This window comes from Geodermatophilus sp. SYSU D00814, assembly GCF_054050055.1.
Map to the genome: position 1 here is coordinate 190,856 of NZ_JBJGYP010000003.1, position 19,890 is coordinate 210,745.

Consider the following 19,890-nt stretch of genomic DNA (forward strand, 5'->3'; position numbering starts at 1 on the left):
ATCGAAACGTCGACGGGGTCGGTGGCCCGTCGGCCTTGGCCGCGGCCTCGGCGCATGGGTTGCCCCGCCTGGCTCATGCGTCCGTTGTGGAGGGGAACTGCCCGTTCGAGTCGGGCCCGTGCAGGCAACCGGGGTGGGCGCCAAACCGCCCACCCCGGCCAATATCGGTGTGTCCCTGAGTGGGCCGCTAGAGGACGCCGGCCTGACTGGCCTCGAAGGCGGCTTCACGGACAGTCCGCTGTGCACGTTCCAGTAGACGCCCGAAGCGACTGTTCTTCCTTTCTCGGTCCAAGGCGCGGCGGCGCCGGAGAATGTCGGACAGCAGAGGTGCTCGCTTGCTCACTTGGACGCGGCGAGGCGGGTCGATCTTCTGCTCCTCGCCTAGCCTTGCCCTTTCGGCGACGCTACCCGTGGCCACCACGGGACCTTGGCCGTCGACACACGCCGAGGAACAGCGCGTGCCGACGGCTAGGATCGCGGGAGAAACCGGTAGAGGCTCCTCAGCCGATGCCCAGAGCCTCCGGGATCAGTTGGCAGAAGAGCTCGAATTCGCTCTCTGCCTGAGGGTGCGGGCCGTGGACCACCACGATGTGCTGCTCGACAAATTCCCCGTCGGCGTCGAGCGTCCCCTCGAACACGATCAGGCCCGCGTCAAGCGTGATCACCCCGCCGTTGGGGGTGCGGAACTGCTCGGGCAGGCCGGTGACCGTGTCCGTGAATGACACGGTTCCGTCTGGGTTCTCCACGCCGTGGCTGACGAACCGGTTAGCGAAGTGCAAGATGACGCTCTGTCCGGTCGACTCCGCGGTCAACGTCTGGGTGCCGTGAGCGGTCACGAAGATGTCCAGGCCGTCATCCGCATGGACGGTTCCCCGGACGTCGAAGGTGACGGTGACCACCTCGCCGGTGCCGCAGAAGTTGTCGTCGGTGTCCGTGCCGGTGTCGTGGAATCGCTCGACGGGAGGCGCTGCCTGCGCGAGTGGGACCACCCCGAAGGCAAGGACGCAGGCGATCACTCCGACAATGAGGGCTGAACGACGCACTGTTTCTTCCTCTCCTCCGCCAGTCGGGGCCAGCTGTGGTGAGCAGGAAGCGAGAGCCCCGCCGTTGAGCGGACGGCAAGGACCGCCGCGATCAGCCGGAGAATGTCTCCGCCGGGCGGCGTGCAGTAGGGAGGTGAGCAGCCCTCGTCTCCAGCTGGAACTTCGACTCTGACGCTCCTGGTTGCCTGGCGTCGACCGCACACTTGACCCGGCTTCTGACCGGAGTCAATAGGGACCACGGCGGCTCACATCATGCTGGGGTCAGGTCTTCCTGTCGTGCTTCTGCTGGCCGTCCGGTAGGCACTCCCTGATGGCGGCGCGCAACTCGCCCAACCGCTCGACGTCGCCGCGCGGTTTCGCGCCCAGGCGCGATAGCGGCGTCGACGCGCAGCTCTCGACGCTGCCAGGCGACCCCTGGTTGGCCGGATGGCGAGGGTGTCCCTCAGTGGGCCGCTTGAGGACGCCGGCCTGACTGGCCTCAGAGGCGGCTCCAGAGACGGGCACGCGACCGATCATCCGCGGAAGGCACCCTCAGCTCGGCCCTCCGATGGAGAAGTTGGCGTCACCGTAATCGCCTTGTCGCTTCCCGCACTGTCGGCATACGCGCCCCAAGGCTCCATGGAGACGCTCGTCGGAGGGATGCTCCGTGACGTACGCGTGCAGCCCGAGTCGGCATCTCAGTGGCTTCTTCGTCACGGCGCTGAACCTAGGGAGCAGCCCTTGCCGATCGCAGTGCCCTTGGTCCCCGTCCGCTGGGCGGGTTCCGACAACCTGGACGCTGGGGATCCGCGTCGGGTGCCTGCCTCATGGTGGGCCGCGTTGGCACCTGGGCCGGACTCGCGGGAGGGCGGTCGATCGGACAGCCGGAGAAAGGGATCACGGTGCGGCCTCCCATGGCTTACCACGGGGTCATCTCGTACAGATGTCGCCGGGCGGTTGCCGGCGGACGGTGCGTACAGGCTCAGAACGCACGCGCCACGATGACGGTGAGAACCACCGCTGTCAGGGCGGCCAAGGCGAGAGCAGCGGCGAGCGCGACCGGGTGCCGGATCCCGGCGCGGGACTCTCCGGGGGCGTAGTCGCGGACGTGGTTGTGCCGGTCCAGGACGAGGGCCACCACTCCCACGGGCACAGCCGTGGCCAGCAAGCCGATGCCGATCCACGCAGTCGTCGACTGCCGCTCGACGTCCCAGTACATGCCGCTGTCCGGCGCTGCTGCGGCGATGAGGTAGAGAAGGCCGAAGAGCAGCAGGACCCAGCTAGGCCCGCAACAGCGCGCGGGATGTCCTCGTGTCCCCTCACGGCATGTCTCATGGCCGCCGTCCTCACCAGTCAGCGCACCTGGTTCCGGAAGACTCAGGCTATGCCCTCTTGCGCGCCTTGTGAGGCTCGGCCTCACCTGGACAGGCCTGCAGCGCTCTGCCCCCAACCTGGCAGCCATCGGGGACCGTCGTCCGCCGTAGGTACGAGCACCCGGAACGTCATGCGACGTCACCGGCCAACGCGTCCGCTCCGCGACTCCTGAGCCACGGCTGTCCCTGAGTGGGCCGCTCAGGGACACCGGGGCGCCCGCCGTGAAGGCGGCTTGGGGGACGCCTGATCCAGGGAGGAATCCTCCCTGGGAGGACGACTCCGACGCGTGACGGTCAGACAGTGGCCGGCGCAGGGGCTTGGGGCATCAGGCCGATCTGGGTGAGGTAATCGGCCATGTTGTAGTACAGGCGTTCCTCGGCCACCTTCCCGTCGCGCAGCCGCCCGATCGACAGCCCCTGGATGCGGAACTGGCGGCCGGTGTTCGGCAGACCTCGTGCCTTGTCCTCTCGGTCGTTGGTGCCCGACATCGTCCACTCGGCGGCGTACATCGCATCAGTCGCGAGTATGAGTTCACCAAGATCGATGCGGTAGTCGCTGGAGAAGTTCTCCGCCGTGTCCACAATCGACTGGCGGACGGCATCGGCCCCTTCCAGGCGTTCGCCCAGTCCCTTGTCGTCCCGGAGGACGTCCTCGGTCATGCAGGCAAGGACCTTGGCCGGGTCGTGGCTGTTCCATGCCTCGACGTAGATGCGCATCCAGGTCGGGATCCCCGCGGTCTCGGTGCCAGCTGCCATGGTGGCCACCTTCTTGTGAGCGGTGCACCGGGCCCCGCGGGGTCCCGCGGGACCTGGGCCTGCGGACGCAACCCTGGCACCGTTCTGCGGCCAAGAACACGGGTCACAGCGGCACCCCGGTTCACGAGGCGCGTCTCTCACCCTTCGCATCCGAGGGTCGGCGAAGCGGGGATGGGAGACGCATCGGATCTTGAACCGTGCAGAGGAACGCCAAGACCCACCTGCGCCTCGACGCAGCCGTCCGCATCGCGTCACTCCTGCGTCCCGACAATCCTTTGCCCCTCAGAGGTGTCTCATAGTGGGCCGCTCAGAGACACTCCCGCCGGCGCATGACCGAGGCCGGCTCCAGACACACCTGCCTTCGAAGCGAGCCTGCCCGTCAGCGCACTCGGACGAGCACCCTGCCGGCGGCGCGGCGTTCGTCCAGTTCGCGGATCGCTGCGGCGGCGTCTCGCAGCGCGAAGAGCGGCCCGAGCGGCGGGTCGATCGCGCCGGACTCGATCAGCGGTACCAGCTCGCGCCACTGCCGGCCGGGACAGTCGGGTTCGTCGGCCCAGAACTCGGCCGAGGCCACGCCCAGCACGGACGTGTTGGTCAACAGCAGCCGGTTGACCTTCACGGTGGGGATCTCGCCGCCGGTGAAGCCGAGGACGAGCAGCCGGCCCTCCCGCGCCAGCGACCGCAGGGAGTCGGTGAACCGGTCACCGCCGACCGGGTCCACGACCACGTCCACCCCGCGGCCCCCCGTCAGCCGGTGGACCGCGTCGCGGAAGCCGTCGACGGGCACGACGTCGTGCGCTCCAGCCGCCCTGGCGACCTCCCCCTTCTCCGGCGTGGACACGACCGCGATCACCCGCGCGCCGTAGGCCGCGGCCAGCTGGCAGGCGGCGGTGCCGAGGCCCCCGGCGGCCCCGTGCACCAGAACGCTCTCGCCCTCCTCCAGTCGAGCGCGGCGGGTCAGCGCGAAGTGCGCCGTCAGGTAGTTCAGCGGCAGGGCAGCAGCCTCGTCGAAGGGCAGGCCGTCGGGCAGCGGGAACACCTGGTGCCCGTCGACCGCGACGCTCTCGGCGAGGCCCCCGGTCATCGGCATGGCCGCGACGCGATCACCGGCGCGGAAGCCGCCGGCGTCCGCCCGCACCACCCCGGACACCTCCCACCCGGGGGTGAACGGCACGTCCGGACGCCGCTGGTACAGGCCGCGGGTCTGCAGAACGTCCGGGAAGGTGACACCGGCGTACTCGACGTCGATCAGCACCTGGTGCGACCCGGGCACGGGTTCCGGCCGCTCCTGGACCTCCACAGCGTCCGGCCCGGTGAGCGCGGTGATCACCGCAGCGCGCATGGCTCACGCTAGAGCGAGCACGAGCCGGCTCACCAGGGCGGAGCCCCGACGCCACGAGCCCGTGCCGGGCGTTCCCGCGGGAACGTCGTCGAGGACGCAGCCCCGCGTCACGTCTCCGTGGGAACGCCGGGCCGGCGTCGCACCCCGACGGCCGGCCGTGCCGCGGTGTTCCGGCTGCTCGGCCCGGGGTAGGGGCTGCGCCCCGACCGTCCGGACCCGGACGGCGACCCCCGACCGGGAGGCCGGCATGGCGGCGAAGAGCGGCAAGGGCAGCGACACGGCGAAGAAGGCCAACGCCAAGGCGGAGAGGGAGGGCGAGAAGAACCCCCGCAAGAGCTCGGCCGCCCAGAGCGAGCTCGGCAAGAAGGGCGGGAAGAGGTCCTGAGCCCGGGGGTCAGCCGGGCGGGCGCACGTCCGCCCGCAGCGGGTGGTCGGCGGGGACCTCGACCAGCACGATCGCCACGCCGTCGGGGTCGCTGACCGTGGCCTCCAGCAGTCCCCACGGCTTGCGCTCCGGCCCGTCGACGACGGGGACGCCCGCCCGGGCCAGCCGGTCCACCTCGGCGGCGAGGTCGCGCACCTGCACCCACAGCGCCAGGCCGCGCGGGCGCTCGTCGGCCCGGCCGGACACCTCCAGCAGGCCGTTGCCGAGGAAGAACACCAGCCCACGGTGCCCGGGCGGGCCGAACTCGCGGTAGACGGCCAGCCCGAGCACGTCGCGGTAGAACGCCTGCGAGCGGTCGGGGTCGGTGGGCCGCAGGAGCACGCGGCTGCTGAGCACGTCCACGCCGCCCATCCTGGCCGCCACCGCGCGATCTCGACGGGGGAGGGGCCTGGACCGCCCGCGCGCCTACCCTCGAGCGGTGACCCCTCCCGCCTCCCCGGCGGCGGCCCCCGTCGACCGGCGGCGGGAGCTGCGCGCCGACTGCTCCGCCTGCGCGGGCCTCTGCTGCGTGCTGCCCGCCTTCGCCGCCTCGGCCGACTTCGCGATCGACAAGCCGGCCGGGCGGGCCTGCGTGCACCTCACCCGCGACGCCCGCTGCGGCATCCACGCCGACCTGCGGCAGCGCGGGTTCCCGGGCTGCACGGTCTTCGACTGTTTCGGCGCCGGCCAGCGGCTGGTGCAGGTCGCCGCCGTCGAGCGCCCGGCCGCCGACCCGGGCGTGGCCGCGGCCTTCCCCGTGCTGCGGCAGCTGCACGAGCTGCTCTGGTACCTCGCCGAGTCCGCCGCGCTGCGCCTGCCGGCGCCGCTGCGCACCGACGTCGCCCTCCTCACCGAGCGCACCGAGCGGCTCGCCGCCGGCGACCCGGCGGAGCTGGCCGCCGTCGACGCGGCTGCGCTGCGGGCCGAGGCCGGCGAGCTGCTCGGCCGGGTCAGTGCCGCCGTCCGTCCCGGGGGGCGGGACCGGCGCGGCGCCGACCTCATCGGCGCCGACCTGCGCCGCGCCGACCTGCGCGGCAGCAGCCTGCGCGGCGCCTACCTGATCGGCGCGGACCTGCGCGGCGCCGACCTCACCGCCGTCGACCTGCTCGGCGCGGACCTGCGGGCGGCCGACCTGCGCGGCGCGGACCTCTCCGGCGCGCTGTTCCTCACCCGCCCGCAGGTGGCCGCGGCCCGCGGCGACGGCGCCACCCGCCTGCCGGCCGCGCTCGAGCGCCCCGCGCACTGGACCGCCGCGACCGCCACGACCGCCGCGACCGCCGCACCGGTCACGGCACGGCGTCCCCGTCGTCGTCGGGACGGCCGCGGCGGCGCAGCAGGCCGGTGACGCCGGCGACCCGGTTCTGCGCCTGACGGATCGTCGCGATCATCGGCATGAGGTCCTCGTCGATGGTGCGGATGATGTCCGGCACCGCGTCGACCGCGGGGTCGTCGAGGACCCGGCCCACCCGCTCCAGCCCCGGCTTGAGCGAGCGCACCGGCTCCTCGAGCTCCCCGACGAGGTCCTCCAGCCGCTCGGCGGTGCGCTGCGCCGAGGCGATCGCCGACGTCGCCGTCGTCGTCGCGGCGATGAGCTCGCGGACGGCGCCGTTGAGGTCGGTGAGGGTGCGCGGCAGCTGGGCCAGCGCCTCCGTCTGCGCCTGCAACGCGGTCAGCAGCTCGGTGAGGCCGGGGATCTTCGGCATGCCGAGGCGGAAGGGGTCCACACCGGCAACCGTCGCGCCCCCGGCGACCGGCCCGCAACTCAGCCCGGCAGCACCTCGCGCCACCGCCGGCCCGCCTCGCGCCCGCTGCGGACGTCGGCGAGGCCGCGCATCGCGTCGATGTCGTGCCAGGTGCCGGTGAGCAGCCCGAACACCCCGACCCCGGTGTCGAGCATCGACGGGTGCGGCGGCGGCATCCCGTTGGGCCGGACGAAGGTGATCTTCCACCGCTGCCCGGCCGCGGTCAGCTTCAGCCCGCCGCCGAACCACCACCACGGCCACGACACGTCGCTGACGGCGGCCAGCGGCACGTCGAAGACCGGGGTGTCGCTGACGAAGGTCAGCCCGCCCTGGGCGGTGGCCAGGTAGCCGGGGACGTTGCGCAGGCCCCCGATCAGCCAGGCCGGGCTGACCAGCGCGGCGGCGGTGGGGTGAGTGGTCACGGTGCTCCTCTCGCGAGGGGCCCTACAGGGCCCGCAGGATGTCCTCGACGCGCTCGCGCGCGTCGCCGAACAGCATCCGGGTGTTCTCGCGGAAGAACAGGGGGTTCTGCACGCCGGCGTACCCGGTGCTCATCGACCGCTTGAACACCACCACGTGCTCGGCGTCCCACACGTGCAGCACCGGCATGCCGGCGATCGGGCTGGCCGGGTCCTCGGCGGCGGCCGGGTTGACCGTGTCGTTGGCGCCGATCACCAGCACCACCGACGTCTTCGCCAGGTCGTCGTTGATCTCGTCCATCTCGAGGACGACGTCGTAGGGCACCTTCGCCTCGGCCAGCAGCACGTTCATGTGCCCGGGCAGGCGCCCGGCGACCGGGTGGATGCCGAAGCGGACCAGCACGCCCTTGTCGGTGAGCGTGCGGGTCAGCTCGGCGACGGCGTTCTGCGCGTGCGCCACGGCCATGCCGTAGCCGGGCGTGATGACGACGCTGTCGGCGTCGCGCAGCAGCTGCGCGACCTCCTCGGCGGTGGTCTCGGTGTGCTCGCCCTCGACGTCGCCGGCGGCGGCGGTGGCGCCCTCGTTGCCGAACCCGCCGGCGATGACCGACAGGAAGGAGCGGTTCATCGCCTGGCACATGATGTAGGAGAGGTAGGCGCCGGAGGAGCCGACCAGCGCGCCGGTGACGATGAGCAGGTCGTTGTCGAGCAGGAAGCCCGAGGCCGCGGCCGCCCAGCCCGAGTAGCTGTTGAGCATCGAGACGACGACGGGCATGTCGCCGCCGCCGATCGAGGCGACCAGGTGCCAGCCCAGCGCCAGCGCCAGCACGGTCAGGCCCGCCAGCACGCCCAGCCCCGGCGAGACGACGAACACGACGGTCAGGACGGCGAAGGCGCCCAGCGCGCCGAGGTTGAGCGCGTTCTTGCCCGGCAGCACCAGCGGGTTGCTGCGGATCCGCCCCGACAGCTTGAGGTAGGCCACGACCGAGCCGGTGAAGGTGACCGCGCCGATGAAGACCCCGATCGCCACCTCGGCGGAGTGGATGCCGACGGGCAGGTCGAGCACCTCCGCCTCGCCGGCGGGCGCGCCCTCCACCGACAGGTAGCCGTTCCAGCCGACCAGCACCGCGGCCAGGCCGACGAAGCTGTGCAGCAGCGCGATGAGCTCGGGCATGCCGGTCATCTCGACGATCCGGGCCCGCCACAGGCCGATCGCGGCGCCGATCACCATGGCGACGGCGATGAGGCCGATCGTCAGGGCGTCGCCGTCGCGGGCGGCCAGCCCGATGGTGGCGACCAGCGCGACCGCCATCCCGGCGATGCCGTAGGCGTTGCCCGCCTTGGCGGTCTCGTGCCGCGACAGGCCGGCCAGGCTGAGCACGAACAGCAGGGCGGCGACGATGTAGGCCGCGGACGCGGCGGTGGTGGCGCTCACGGTCAGGCCCTCCGGAACATGCCGAGCATGCGGCGGGTCACCGCGAAGCCGCCGAAGACGTTGATGCTGGCCAGCAGCACCGCGACGAAGGCCAGCACGGTCACCACCGTGCTGGTGTGCCCGAGCTGCAGCAGCGCCCCGACCAGGATGATCCCGGAGATCGCGTTGGTGACGCTCATCAGCGGCGTGTGCAGCGCGTGGTGCACGTGTCCGATGACGTAGAAGCCGACCACGACGGCCAGGGCGAACACCGTCAGGTTGCCGATGAGCTGGTCGGGGGAGAAGGCGGCGAGCAGGAAGAGCAGCGCCGCGCCGAGGCCGACCAGCGCGGCCCGCCGGCCGGGCGCGGGCGGCGGAGCCGCAGCCGGCAGCGGCGCCGATGGTGGTGCGGCGGCGGGTGCCGGGGCGGCCGCGACCTGCACCGGTGGTGGGGGCCACAGCTTCTCCCCGGCCCGCGCCACGGTCATGCCGCGCACCACGACGTCGTCGAGGTCGAGCACGAGCCGCCCGTCCTTGCCGGGGGTGAGCAGCGTGAGCAGGTTGACCAGGTTGGTGGCGAACAGCTGCGAGGCCTGCGCCGGCAGCCGGGCGGGCAGGTCGGTGTAGCCGATGATCGTCACGCCGTTCGGGGTGACCACCACCTCGTCGGGCACCGAGCCGGCCACGTTGCCGCCCTGCGCGGCGGCCATGTCCACGACCACCGAGCCCGGCTTCATGCTCGCCACCATCTCCTCGGTGAGCAGCCGCGGCGCCGGCCGCCCGGGGATCAGCGCGGTGGTGACGACGACGTCGACGTCGCGGGCCTGCTCGGCGTACATCACGGCGGCGCGGGCGTCGAAGCTCTCGGACGTGACCGACGCGTACCCGGTGCCCGGCCCGGCGGCCTGCTCGGTCTCGTCGGCGGGCACGCCCACGTACTCCCCGCCCAGCGAGCGCACCTGCTCGGCGACCTCGGGGCGGACGTCGGTGGCGCGCACGATCGCGCCCAGGCTGCTGGCGGTGCCGATGGCGGCCAGCCCCGCGACGCCGGCGCCGGCGACGAACACCTTGGCCGGGGGCACCTTGCCCGCGGCGGTGACCTGCCCGGTGAAGAACCGGCCGAAGGCGTGCGCGGCCTCGACGACGGCGCGGTAGCCGGCGATGTTGGCCATCGACGACAGCACGTCCAGCGACTGCGCCCGCGAGATCCGCGGCACGGCGTCCATGGCCAGCGCGGTGACCCCGCGGGCGACCAGCGCGTCGAGCAGGCCGGGGGAGAGGGCGGGGGCGAGCAGGCTGACCAGCACCGCGTCCGGGCGCAGCAGCGCGACCTCGTCGAGGGTGGGGGCGTTGACGTGCAGGACGACGTCGGCGCCCCAGGCCTCGGCCGCCGTACCGATCCGCGCGCCCGCGGCGACGTAGGCCTCGTCGGGGGAGCTGGCCGCCGTCCCGGCCCCGGCCTCGACCAGGACCTCGTACCCGAGCGCGCACAGCCGGCCGACGCTCACCGGCGTCGCGGCCACCCGCGTCTCGTTCCGTCGGGTCTCGGCCGGCACACCGATCAGCACGCGCACTCCATCGACAGCTCGGGCCGGCGACCCCGCCGGCGGACCGGGTGGTGCTGCGCGGGGCGGGCGGGCGGCCGACCCCGGTGCTGCATGGTGACAGGAGCCGGTGCCGAACCGGGCGACCCCGTCCGGATTCGTGACGTGGATCGCACGCCCACCCTCCCGGGTGAGGGCCGCGCCCGGCGGGTGGAGTCCGGCCCGCCGCGTGCCGAGGGTCCCGGGGAGTCCCGCACCGGGGCCCGACGAGCAGCCCGACCGACAGCAGGGAGGACCCCGTGCCCGCCAGCCCGGAGGTGGTGGCCGCCGTGTTCGCCGCGGCGGCCGGCGGCGACGGGCCCGCGCTGGTCGTCGTCGGGGCCGCCGACGGCCCGCCGCGGGTCACCTGGGCGAACGCGAGCGCCACCGCGCTGCTGGGCCCCGTGCCGGGCGGCACGCCGGTCCCCGCGCTGCTGCCGACCCTGCCGGTCGGGGAGCTGCCGGTGCTGCTCCGCCGCGGCCGCACCGCGCGGCTGGCGCTGCCGGTGCGCACCGCCGACGGGCGGCTCGTCGACGCCGTCGTCCGGGCCACCCCGGCTCCCTCCGGGCGGTCGTGGACGCTGGCGGTGACCACCGGGGCCGCCGACGCCGAGCGCGCCTCGCGGGCGACCGCGGTGGCCGCCGAGCGCCGGTTCGCCACCCTGACCGCGCGCTCGCCGGTGCCGACCGTCCTCTCCGAGCAGGGCATGCGCCTGGCGCACGTCAACGACGCCTTCTGCCGGCTCGTCGGCCGGCCCGCGGGGGACCTGCTCGGCACCGGCTGGACCGGCTGCGTGCACCCCGACGACCTCGGTGCCGTCGTCGAGGCGGTGGCCGCCGTCCTCGCGAGCGGGGAGGGCCCGGGCGCGGAGGGCGAGGTGCGGGCCCGGCTGGTGCGCGTCGACGGCGCCGAGCGGTCCGCCCTGCTGCGGCTGGGTCACGTGTTCACCCCGGGCTCCGGCGCCGGCTTCCTGGGCACCGTCGAGGACGTCACCGAGCGGCTGGCCTTCGAGGCGCGGCTGGCCCACCAGGCCTCCCACGACCCGCTGACCGGCCTGCCCAACCGCACCCTGCTCGACCAGCACCTCGCCGCCCGCTTCACCGCCGGGGGCCGCGGGCTGGCCTGCCTGTTCCTCGACCTCGACGACTTCAAGGTGGTCAACGACTCCCTCGGCCACGACGCCGGCGACGAGCTGCTGGTGGTGGTCGCCGCCCGGCTGCGCGCCACCGTCCGCCCCGGCGACCTCGTGGCCCGCTTCGGCGGCGACGAGTTCGTGGTCGTCTGCGACGGCGTCGACGAGGCGGCCGCCACGGCGCTGGCCGGGCGGATCGGCACCGCGCTCGCCGCGCCGGTGTCGCTGGCCGGGGTGCTGCTGCGGCCGCACGCCAGCATCGGCGTCACCGTGCAGGCGCCCGAGCACGCCGACGCCGCCGACCTGGTCCGCGACTGCGACATCGCCATGTACCAGGCCAAGGCCGGGGGCAAGGGCCGGGTGCGGGTGCTCGACCGCGCCGGCCGCGCCGAGGCCCGCGCCAAGCTGCGGCTGGTCGCCGACCTGCGCGACGCGATCGAGCGGCGCGAGGTGGGCCTGCACTACCAGCCGATCCTCGCCGCCGGCGACGGGTCGCTGGACGCCGTCGAGGCGCTCGCCCGCTGGGTGCACCCCGAGCACGGGCCGATCAGCCCGGCGACGTTCGTGGCCCTGGCCGAGGAGAGCGGCCTGATCGGCGCGCTCGGCCTGCTGGTGCTCGACGAGGCCTGCCGGCAGGTGGCGGTGTGGGACCGCGAGCTCGGCCCGGCCGCCCCGCCCCGGGTCAACGTCAACGTCTCGGCGCTGCAGCTCGACGGCGGCCTGCGCGACGCGGTCGTCGCCGCGCTCGACCGGCACGGCCTCGCGCCCGCCCGGCTGTCGGTGGAGATCACCGAGTCGGCGCTGATGACCGACCCCGCCGCCGCCCGCGCGGTGCTGCAGGGCCTGCGCGACCTCGGTGTGGCGGTCGCCATCGACGACTTCGGCACCGGCTACTCGTCGCTGGCCTCGCTGCGGCACCTGCCGGTGACCTGCCTGAAGGTCGACCGCTCCTTCGTCGCCGAGCTCGCCGACGGCCACGCCGAGATCGCCACCGCCGTCATCGCGATGGCCCGCAGCCTGGGGCTGTCCACCGTCGCCGAGGGCGTCGCCACCCCCGCGCAGGTCGCGGCGCTGACCGAGCTCGGGGCCACCTACCTGCAGGGCTTCTCCCTGGCCCGGCCGATGGACGGCGCCGCCACGGCCGCCTGGGTCGGTGCCCGGTGACCGCGGTGTCGCCGATGGTGCCGGCCGCGGGCGGGCTGTCGCTGGGCGCGCCCCCGGCGGTCGACCTCGACCGGCTGCTGGCCGGGATGGACACGATGGCCGGGCAGCGGCCGGTGGCCGCCCAGGTGGTCGCCGTCGCCAGCACCGAGGACGCCAGCGCGGCCCGCCTGGCCGAGGTGCTCGCCGGCGACGTCGCCCTGGCCGGCCGGGTGATGAAGCTGGCCAACTCCGCCTACTTCGGCATGACCGGCCGGGCCACCACGCTGCAGTTCGCCGTCACCGTCGTCGGCTTCACCGCGGTGCGGACCATGGCGACGGTCGCGCTCACCTGCCTCGACGCCGAGGAGCACCTGCCCGAGGGGTTCTGGGCGCGCAGCACCGGAGTGGCGCTGGCCGCCTCGGTGCTCGCGCCGCGGTCGGGCACCCGGCCGCAGGACGCCCTGTGCCTCGGGCTGCTCGCCCAGGTCGGGGCCGCGCTGCTGCACGGCGAGGACCCGGCGGGCTACCGCGCGCTGGCCGCCGCGCACCGCTCCTCGGCCGCGCGCCGTACCGCCGAGGTGTGCCGCTACGGCATCTCGGCGCTGCGGCTGTCGGCCGTCGCCCTGGAGCAGTGGGGGTTCCCGCCGGTGATGGTCGGCCCGCTGGCCGCCGCCGACGACCCCACCGCGCCCGACGGCGCGCTGCTGCGCGTCGCCTCCGAGCTCGGTGCCCGCCACGCCGACCCCGCGCACGAGCCGGTGCCGGTGGAGCGGCTCGGCGGCGGGCTGCTGCGCGAGGACGGCGTCGCGGCGGTGCTGGAGCAGGTCGCCATCGCGGCCGAGGACCTGCGCCGCGCCGTCGTCGGATGAAGGACCTCCCTGCCCCCCACCGCTCGCACGCTCGCGGCGGGCCCCTGCAGGGAGGCCGTCTGACCGGACTCCGGCCGGAGACGATCAGCTCGCGGCGAGCACCCGGTCGGTGACGTCGCGCAGCACCGCCGGCCAGTCCTCGAGCACGGCCTCCCGCCCCGTCCGGACGACGACGACGTCGGCGGCCGGGTCGACGTAGACGAACTGGCCCTTGTTGCCGCGGGCGGAGAAGCGGCCCTCCCGCTCGGTGTCGACCCACCACCAGTACTGGTAGTGCTCGGCCGGGTCGGTGGTGGTGTCGCGGCGGGTGGCCTCGGCGACCCACTCCGCGGGCACCACCTGCACGTCCCCGGCGCGGCCCTCGCGGGCGAACAGCAACCCGAAGCGGGCGAAGTCGACTGCGCGGGCGTTGACCCCGCTCTCCATCTTCGGGAAGCGGGTGGCCTCGCTGTCGGCGCTCCAGCTCGCGTCGGCCTCGGCGCCCATCGGGCCCCACAGCACCTCGGCGGCGTACTCCTCGACCGGCCGGCCGACGGCCCGCTCCAGCGCCAGCCCGACCAGGAGCGGGTTGTAGTTGTTGTAGAGCCACGTGCGCCCGGGCGGCTCGGCGACCTCGACGGTGAGGGCGAGCGCGCGCAGGTCGGGGTCGTAGTAGGTGCGCGCGTCGTCGCTCCACGGCAGGCCATGCTCCTCGTAGGCGAGGCCCGAGGACATGGTGACCAGGTGCCGCAGGGTGATGCGGGCGGTGTCGGGGTCGCGCTCGGCCAGCTCGGGGACGTAGGCGGTGACCGGGTCGTCGAGGCTCCCGATCTCCCCGCGGGCGATCGCGGTGCCCACCAGCGTCGACAGCACCGACTTGGCCACGGAGAACGACGTCTGCAGCGACTCCCGGGACTGGCCCTCGCCGTACTCCTCGACCAGCAGTTCGTCGCCGCGGAGCACGACGAACGCCGTCGTCTGCGTGCGGTCGAGCAGCGCGTCGAGGTCCTCCTCGCCCGACCCGGGCACGGTCACCTCCTCGAGGACGCCGGGCGGCAGCGCGCCGGGGCGCAGCGGCAGCGGGGTGTCCCCGGCGGGGATCGGGAGGGCGGGGAAGCGGAGGCGGTCGTCGACGTCGGCGTCCATCCACACCAGCGCCCGCGCCACCCCGGAGGTGTCCAGGGACGCCCGCGCCCACAGCTGCAGCCCGCCGGCGGCGACCGCGGTCCACACCAGGACGGCGACCAGCCCGGCCGCGACCCGGCCGCGGCGGCGGCGCACCGGACGCGCCGCCGCCCAGGCCAGCAGGACGCCGAGGACGAGCGGGACCGACAGCCAGGCGACGTGCACGGCAGGCGACCCTAGGTCCTGCGCGCCCCGGGGCGACCGCGGCCGGCGCCCCCGGTACGGGGACGCCGGCCGCTAGCCGGACACGTGGCCTCCCTGCAGGGTCCCGCCGCGAGCGCGCGAGTGGCGGGGGGCAGGGAGGTCCTCACGCGGTGTAGGGCGCGCCCAGCGGGTCGACCGTCGGGTAGGAGTCCACGGACGCGGCGAGGCGGTCGGCGGCCCAGTCGCCGTCGCCGAGCAGGTGGTCGATCGCGGTGAGCCGGCTGGTGTAGTGCCCGACCGAGTACTCCGCGGTGACCCCGATGCCGCCGTGCAGCTGGATGGCCTCCTTGCCGACGTGGCGGCCGGCGCGGCTGGTCTGCAGCCGCGCCCGGTTCGCCGCGGCCACGACGTCGCCGCCGGCGTCGGCCACCATGCTCGCCCACAGCGCGGTGCTGCGGGCCAGCTCCAGCGACACGTACATGTCCGCCGCCCGGAAGGTCAGCGCCTGGAACCGGTTGAGCGTGACGCCGAACTGCTTGCGCGTCTTGAGGTACTCCGCGGTGGTCTTCAGCGCGGTGTCCATCGCCCCGACCGCCTCGTTGGCGTAGGCGATCCGGGCGAGGGCCTGGGCGCGCTCGACGTCGGCGCCGCGGTCGGCGGTCCCCTCCCCGAGCAGCTCGGCGGGCGTGCCGTCGAAGGCGAGGTGGGCCGCGCGGCTGCCGTCGTGGCTGCGGTAGCCGGTGCGGGTCAGCCCCGCGGCGTCGCCCTGCACGAGGAACAGCGCGGTGCCGCCGTCGACGACGGCGGAGACCACCAGGACGTCGGCGCGGGCGCCGCCCGGCACCGGCTCCTTGACACCGGTCAGCCGCCACCCCTCGCCGTCGGGGGCGGCGGTGACGGCCGACGCCGAGGCGCTCCAGCGGGTGGCCGGCTCGGCGTGCGCGAACGCGAGCACGCTCGAGCCCTCCGACAGCGGCCCGAGGACGGCGCTGCGCTGCGCGGCGGTGCCGACGGCGGCGACCAGGCCGCCGGCCAGCACCACGGACTCGACGAAGGGCTCGGGCGCGAGGACGCGGCCCAGCTCCTCGGCGACGATGCCGACCTCGATCGGGCCGGCGCCCATGCCGCCGTCGGCCTCGGCGAAGGGCAGGCCGAGCACCCCCATCTCGGCCAGCTGAGCCCAGGTCTTCTCGTCGAAGCCCGGGTCGGTGGCGACGACCTGGCGGCGTCGCTCGCTGTCGGCGTAGGCCCGCTGCAGCAGGCCGCGCACGGCCTCCCGCAGGTCGCTCTGCTCGCTGTCGTAGGTGAAGTCCACGACTACCTCACAACCCCAGGATCGTGCCGGCGATGATGGTCCGCTGGACCTCGTTGCTGCCTCCGTAGATGGAGACCTTGCGGTAGTTCAGGTACTGCGGCGTGGCCACCCGGGCCCAGTCGGGGACCTCCGAGCCGCCGTCGGCGAAGGAGGCCAGCGACAGCGGGCCGGCGATGTCGACGATCAGCTCGGTGGCCGCCTGCTGCAGCTCCGAGCCGCGGAGCTTGAGCACCGAGGAGGCCGGGTGCGGCTTGCCGTCGGCGGAGTTGGCCACGACGCGCAGCGCGGTGAGCTCCAGGGCCAGCAGCTCGTTCTCCAGCTCGGCGATGCGCGCGGCGGTGCGGGGGTCCTCCGACAGCGGGCGGCCGCCGGAGGTGATCTCGCGGGCGTGCTGCTTGGCCTGCGCGATGAGCTTCTTGGTCGCGCCGACGCGGGCGATGCCCACCCGCTCGTTGCCGAGCAGGAACTTGGCGTAGTCCCAGCCGCGGTTCTCCTCGCCGATCAGGTTCTCGGCGGGCACCCGGACGTCCTCGAAGAAGACCTCGTTGACCTCGTGGCCGCCGTCGATGAGCTGGATGGGCCGCAGCGTGACGCCGGGGGAGTCCATCGGGAAGACCAGCATCGAGATGCCGCGCTGCTTCTTCTCCGCCGTCGGGTCGGTGCGGACCAGGCAGAAGATCCAGTCGGCGTACTGGCCGAGGGTGGTCCAGGTCTTCTGGCCGTTGACCACCCAGTCGTCGCCGTCGCGGACGGCGGTGGTGCGCAGCGAGGCCAGGTCGGAGCCGGCGTCGGGCTCGGAGAAGCCCTGGCACCACCAGATGTCGAGGTTGGCGGTGGCCGGCAGGAAGCGCTCCTTCTGCTCCTGGTTGCCGAAGGTCGCCACGACCGGGCCGATCATGCTGGTGTTGAACGCGAGCGGCTCGGGGACGCTGGCCAGCTGCATCTCCTCGCGCCAGATGTGGCGCTGCAGCGGCGTCCAGTCCCGGCCGCCCCACTCCACCGGCCAGTGCGGCACGGCGAGCCCGGCGGCGTTGAGGACCCGCTGGGCCTCGACGTACTGGTCGCGGGTCAGGTGGCGGTGGGCCGCGATCGTGTCGCGGATCTCCTGCGGCACCCGGGTGGTGAAGAAGGTGCGCATCTCATCCCGGAAGGCCTCCATCTCCGGGGAAAGCTGCAACCGCATGGGACCTCTCTCCTGACGGCGTCCTGGCACGCCGTCTCGACGTGTCCCCCGACGATCCCACACCGGTTACTCGGGAGTACGTCTGAGCCCCCGGGCGCCGTGGGCGTGTCCGGGCCCCAGGATGGGCCGGTGCTCGGGGGAGACCGCCTGCTGCTGGCCGCGGTCCTCCTCACCGCCGTCAACCTGCGCGCCGCGATCGCCGCGGTGGGCCCGGTCCTCGACGACGTGCGGGCCGACCTGGGGCTGTCGGCGGCGGCCGCCGGGCTGCTGACCGCGCTGCCGGTGCTGTGCTTCGCGCTGCTCGCGCCGGCGGCGGCCGCGGCCGGGCGGCGGCTGGGCGCGGGGCCGGCCGTCCTCGGGTCGCTGCTGCTGCTCGCCGCCGCCCAGGGGCTGCGGGTGCTCGGCGGGCCGCCGGTGCTGCTGGCCGGCACGCTGCTGGTGGGCGCGGCGATGACGGTGGGCAACGTGCTCCTGCCGGCGGTGGTCAAGGCCGGTTTCGGCCGGTCGGCGGGCACGGTGACCGGTCTCTACACCGCGGCGCTGGTGGCCGGTGCCGCCGCCGGCGCCGCGCTCACCGCGCCGCTGGCGGCCGTGCTGGGCTGGCGCGGTGCGCTGGCCGCCCAGGGGCTGCCGGCGGTGGTCGCCGCCGTCGTGTGGGCGCGGGCCGCCCGGCACGCCGTCGTCGCCGGCCCGGCCCCCGCGGCACCGGCCGGCGCCGTGCGGCTGTGGCGCTCACCGCTGGCCTGGGCGGTGACCGCGGTGCAGGCCCTGCACTCGACGCTGTACTTCTCCCTCACCGCCTGGCTGCCGACGCTGCTGGCCGACCGCGCCGGGGCCGACGCGGCCACCGGCTCGCTGGCCGCGTCGGTGTTCCAGGTGCTCGGCATCGCCGGCAGCCTGCTGGTGCCCGCGGTGCTCGCCCGCCGGCCGGGCCAGACCGGGCTCGCGCTCGCCGTCGCGACGCTGTGGACCGTGCCGGTCGCCGGGCTGCTGGTGGCCCCCGGCGGCTGGCCGCTGTGGGCGGGACTCGGCGGGCTCGCGCAGGGCGCCGGCATCGCGCTGGCGGTGACCCTCGTCGTGCTGCGCTCGGCCGACGCCGGCACCGCCGCCCGGCTGTCGGGCATGAGCCAGCTGGTCGGCTACTCCGTCGGCGCGGCGGGCCCCGTCGTCGTGGGTGCGCTGTCGCAGGCGAGCGGCGGGTGGACCGCGCCGCTGGTGCTCCTGCTCGCGCTCGGCGCCGGGCTGGCGGCGGCCGGCGTGGCCGCCGCCCGCCCGGTGCGGATCGGCTGAGCGCTCAGGGCAGCGGGACGACGTCGGCGAGCACGCCGCCGTCGTCGGTGAGCCGCTCGGGTGCGGGGCTGTCGTAGACGACGAGCAGCCGGCCGTCCGCGGGGTCGCCGAGCAGGCCGATCCCCTCGGCGTGGTCGTCGCCGTCGCCGAAGGGCAGCACCAGCTCGCGGGTGAGCAGGTCACCGCGGACGACGGTCGGCTCCTCGCACACCAGCGCGCCGTGCCAGCGGTAGACGTGGACCGGGCCGTCGAGGTCCATGGTCGGCCCGGCGAGCACCAGCAGGTCCTCCCCGTGGGGGCACAGGTCGCGCACGCCGAGGCCGGCCAGTCGCAGCACGTGCTTGCGGTAGCGGCGGCCGTCGGGGAACCTGCGCAGGCGCAGCCGGGCGGGGTCGCGCTCGTCGACCTCGGGCCGCAGCTCCAGCACGACCGCCCAGCCGCGCAGCACCGGCCCGCGCAGCCCGAGGTACACCCGGTCGCCGGCGACGGCGATGCCCTCGACGTCGAGGCCGTTGTCCTTGCTCGGGATCGACAGGAACGGGCCGAGGTGCTCGTCGTCGGCGAGCAGGTCGCGCAGGTCCTTGCCGCGGGCGCCGAAGACGGCGGCGCTGCGGGTGCCGTCGTCCTTGACCAGGGTGGGCAGCCCGTCGACGTCGACCACCGGGATCCGCACGATGACCTGCCGCCGCGGCTGGCCGGTCACGGTCGCCAGCCGGCGCAGCGCCCTGGCGCCGTCGTGCTCGTCGCGGATCCGGCGGCGGCGCAGGCTGTGCGAGCCCACCGCCCACACCGCGCCGTCGTGGCGGGCGATGCCCTCGATGTCGGCCTCCTCCTCGACGTCGGGGCCGGTGCCGCCGGGGAGGGGCACCAGGTCGGCGAGGGAGAAGGTGGTCTGGTCGCCGTAGCAGGTGGGGGAGGCGGGGTCGTCGGCGACGAGCCGCTCGATGGTGGCGGTCTCGTCGCCGGCGACCCAGAGCACCGGGCCGTCGCTGCGGACGGCGGAGAGGTTGGTGTGCGTCAGGCTCGCCCGGGAGGCCGAGCCGAACCGGAGGGTCACCGTGCGGGTCGTCGTCACGGGCGCGCACTGTGGCACGGGTCGGCGCTGTCCGGGGCCCTTCCGAGCGTCGTACCGTTCGGCATGGATCTCGTCTGTCCCAAGTGCCAGGGCGCGATGCGCACCTACGAGCGCAACGGCGTGCACGTCGACCAGTGCACCGAGTGCCGCGGCATCTTCCTCGACCGCGGTGAGCTCGAGCGGCTGATCGACGCGGAGAACTCCTGGCACGGCGCGGCGGCCGGTGCCCGGCCCGGGCAGCAGCCCCAGCACCAGCAGCCCCAGCACCAGCAGCACGGCGCTCCCCAGCAGCAGTACGGCGCTCCCCAGCAGCACGGCGCGCAGTACCCGGCCGCGGGCGGCGCGGGCCTGGGCGCGGTGGTGAACGAGGTGCTCGGCGCGGTGAGCCGCTCGTCGTCGCACGGGTCGGGGCACGGCGGCCACGGCTCGCACGGCAAGAAGCGCAAGGAGTCCTTCCTGTCCGACCTCTTCGGATGAAGGACCCCGCTGCCCCCCACCG

General features: G+C 74.7%; 19 protein-coding genes. 6 read left to right on the top strand and 13 right to left on the bottom strand.

What is annotated here, in order from left to right; genetic code table 11:
* Positions 1-500: 500 nt before the first annotated feature.
* The 4 genes from ACI780_RS03700 to ACI780_RS03715 all read right to left on the bottom strand — a co-directional run bounded on the left by ACI780_RS03700 (position 501) and on the right by ACI780_RS03715 (position 4,493).
* Complete coding sequence (locus tag ACI780_RS03700; RefSeq protein WP_457000856.1) at positions 501-1,043, bottom strand: hypothetical protein; 543 nt, start codon at positions 1,041-1,043, stop codon at positions 501-503.
* A gap of 961 nt (positions 1,044-2,004) precedes the next feature.
* Positions 2,005-2,241 (bottom strand): hypothetical protein, encoded by a 237-nt coding sequence (locus ACI780_RS03705; protein ID WP_457000858.1) that lies wholly within the window; start codon positions 2,239-2,241, stop codon positions 2,005-2,007.
* A 448-nt stretch (positions 2,242-2,689) separates the two neighbouring features.
* Positions 2,690-3,151 carry an ester cyclase gene (locus ACI780_RS03710; protein WP_456870762.1) on the bottom strand — a complete coding sequence of 154 codons (462 nt, stop codon included), beginning with the start codon at positions 3,149-3,151 and terminating at the stop codon, positions 2,690-2,692.
* 379 nt (positions 3,152-3,530) lie between these two features.
* Positions 3,531-4,493: an NADPH:quinone oxidoreductase family protein gene (locus ACI780_RS03715; RefSeq protein WP_457000860.1), complete on the bottom strand. Its 963-nt coding sequence runs from the start codon at positions 4,491-4,493 to the stop codon at positions 3,531-3,533.
* A 247-nt stretch (positions 4,494-4,740) separates the two neighbouring features.
* Between ACI780_RS03715 and ACI780_RS03720 the strand changes: the two genes are divergently transcribed.
* Positions 4,741-4,878 (top strand): hypothetical protein, encoded by a 138-nt coding sequence (locus tag ACI780_RS03720; protein ID WP_457000862.1) that lies wholly within the window; start codon positions 4,741-4,743, stop codon positions 4,876-4,878.
* A 9-nt stretch (positions 4,879-4,887) separates the two neighbouring features.
* Here ACI780_RS03720 and ACI780_RS03725 read toward each other — a convergent pair whose 3' ends face one another.
* The gene (locus tag ACI780_RS03725) at positions 4,888-5,280 is read right to left on the bottom strand and encodes a VOC family protein (protein ID WP_457000864.1); all 393 of its coding nucleotides are present in this window, start codon (positions 5,278-5,280) and stop codon (positions 4,888-4,890) included.
* A gap of 76 nt (positions 5,281-5,356) precedes the next feature.
* Between ACI780_RS03725 and ACI780_RS03730 the strand changes: the two genes are divergently transcribed.
* Positions 5,357-6,262 (top strand): pentapeptide repeat-containing protein, encoded by a 906-nt coding sequence (locus ACI780_RS03730; protein ID WP_457000866.1) that lies wholly within the window; start codon positions 5,357-5,359, stop codon positions 6,260-6,262.
* Here ACI780_RS03730 and ACI780_RS03735 read toward each other — a convergent pair.
* Genes ACI780_RS03735 through ACI780_RS03750 form a run of 4 tightly spaced genes read right to left on the bottom strand, consistent with a single transcriptional unit; the run spans position 6,204 to position 10,066 of the window.
* Complete coding sequence (locus ACI780_RS03735) at positions 6,204-6,641, bottom strand: hypothetical protein (RefSeq protein ID WP_456870757.1); 438 nt, start codon at positions 6,639-6,641, stop codon at positions 6,204-6,206. The two genes, ACI780_RS03730 and ACI780_RS03735, sit on opposite strands and share 59 nt — an antisense overlap.
* A gap of 38 nt (positions 6,642-6,679) precedes the next feature.
* Entirely contained in the window at positions 6,680-7,081 is a 402-nt protein-coding gene (locus ACI780_RS03740; protein ID WP_456870756.1) for a hypothetical protein, read from the bottom strand.
* Between the two features lie 22 nt (positions 7,082-7,103).
* On the bottom strand, positions 7,104-8,513 hold the full coding sequence (gene pntB / locus ACI780_RS03745; protein WP_456870755.1) for a Re/Si-specific NAD(P)(+) transhydrogenase subunit beta: 1,410 nt from the start codon (positions 8,511-8,513) through the stop codon (positions 7,104-7,106).
* 2 nt (positions 8,514-8,515) lie between these two features.
* Positions 8,516-10,066 (bottom strand): Re/Si-specific NAD(P)(+) transhydrogenase subunit alpha, encoded by a 1,551-nt coding sequence (locus ACI780_RS03750; protein WP_457000870.1) that lies wholly within the window; start codon positions 10,064-10,066, stop codon positions 8,516-8,518.
* A 269-nt stretch (positions 10,067-10,335) separates the two neighbouring features.
* Here ACI780_RS03750 and ACI780_RS03755 point away from each other — a divergent pair, with 269 nt between their 5' ends.
* Complete coding sequence (locus ACI780_RS03755) at positions 10,336-12,372, top strand: putative bifunctional diguanylate cyclase/phosphodiesterase (protein ID WP_457000872.1); 2,037 nt, start codon at positions 10,336-10,338, stop codon at positions 12,370-12,372.
* Positions 12,369-13,220, top strand: a complete 852-nt coding sequence (locus tag ACI780_RS03760; RefSeq protein WP_457000876.1) for an HDOD domain-containing protein — start codon at positions 12,369-12,371, stop codon at positions 13,218-13,220. Before ACI780_RS03755 ends, ACI780_RS03760 begins: the two co-directional genes overlap by 4 nt.
* 84 nt (positions 13,221-13,304) lie before the next feature.
* On the opposite strand, the gene ACI780_RS03765 is transcribed toward ACI780_RS03760, so the two are convergent.
* The 3 genes from ACI780_RS03765 to ACI780_RS03775 form a co-directional block, all read right to left on the bottom strand.
* A complete protein-coding gene (locus ACI780_RS03765) occupies positions 13,305-14,549 on the bottom strand; it encodes a serine hydrolase domain-containing protein (RefSeq protein ID WP_457000878.1) in 1,245 nt (414 codons plus the stop codon).
* A gap of 142 nt (positions 14,550-14,691) precedes the next feature.
* A complete protein-coding gene (locus ACI780_RS03770) occupies positions 14,692-15,843 on the bottom strand; it encodes an acyl-CoA dehydrogenase family protein (RefSeq protein ID WP_457000880.1) in 1,152 nt (383 codons plus the stop codon).
* Between the two features lie 7 nt (positions 15,844-15,850).
* Entirely contained in the window at positions 15,851-17,026 is a 1,176-nt protein-coding gene (locus ACI780_RS03775; protein WP_456870750.1) for an acyl-CoA dehydrogenase family protein, read from the bottom strand.
* Between the two features lie 129 nt (positions 17,027-17,155).
* Here ACI780_RS03775 and ACI780_RS03780 point away from each other — a divergent pair, with 129 nt between their 5' ends.
* On the top strand, positions 17,156-18,316 hold the full coding sequence (locus ACI780_RS03780; protein WP_457000883.1) for an MFS transporter: 1,161 nt from the start codon (positions 17,156-17,158) through the stop codon (positions 18,314-18,316).
* Between the two features lie 4 nt (positions 18,317-18,320).
* Here the strand turns inward: ACI780_RS03780 and ACI780_RS03785 are convergent, their stop codons facing one another.
* Entirely contained in the window at positions 18,321-19,391 is a 1,071-nt protein-coding gene (locus ACI780_RS03785) for a DUF3616 domain-containing protein (protein ID WP_456870748.1), read from the bottom strand.
* Positions 19,392-19,454: 63 nt separating this feature from the next.
* On the opposite strand from ACI780_RS03785, the gene ACI780_RS03790 reads away from it, so the two are divergent.
* The gene (locus tag ACI780_RS03790) at positions 19,455-19,868 is read left to right on the top strand and encodes a TFIIB-type zinc ribbon-containing protein (protein ID WP_457000885.1); all 414 of its coding nucleotides are present in this window, start codon (positions 19,455-19,457) and stop codon (positions 19,866-19,868) included.
* Positions 19,869-19,890 lie beyond the last annotated feature (22 nt).

Excerpts from the sequence above, each read along its gene's own strand:
- ACI780_RS03715 (WP_457000860.1), bottom strand. The coding sequence starts at position 4,493 with ATGCGCGCTGCGGTGATCACCGCGCTCACCGGGCCGGACGCTGTGGAG.
- ACI780_RS03710 (WP_456870762.1), bottom strand. The coding sequence starts at position 3,151 with ATGGCAGCTGGCACCGAGACCGCGGGGATCCCGACCTGGATGCGCATC.
- ACI780_RS03775 (WP_456870750.1), bottom strand. The coding sequence starts at position 17,026 with ATGCGGTTGCAGCTTTCCCCGGAGATGGAGGCCTTCCGGGATGAGATG.
- ACI780_RS03790 (WP_457000885.1), top strand. The coding sequence starts at position 19,455 with ATGGATCTCGTCTGTCCCAAGTGCCAGGGCGCGATGCGCACCTACGAG.
- ACI780_RS03720 (WP_457000862.1), top strand. The coding sequence starts at position 4,741 with ATGGCGGCGAAGAGCGGCAAGGGCAGCGACACGGCGAAGAAGGCCAAC.
- ACI780_RS03705 (WP_457000858.1), bottom strand. The coding sequence starts at position 2,241 with ATGTACTGGGACGTCGAGCGGCAGTCGACGACTGCGTGGATCGGCATC.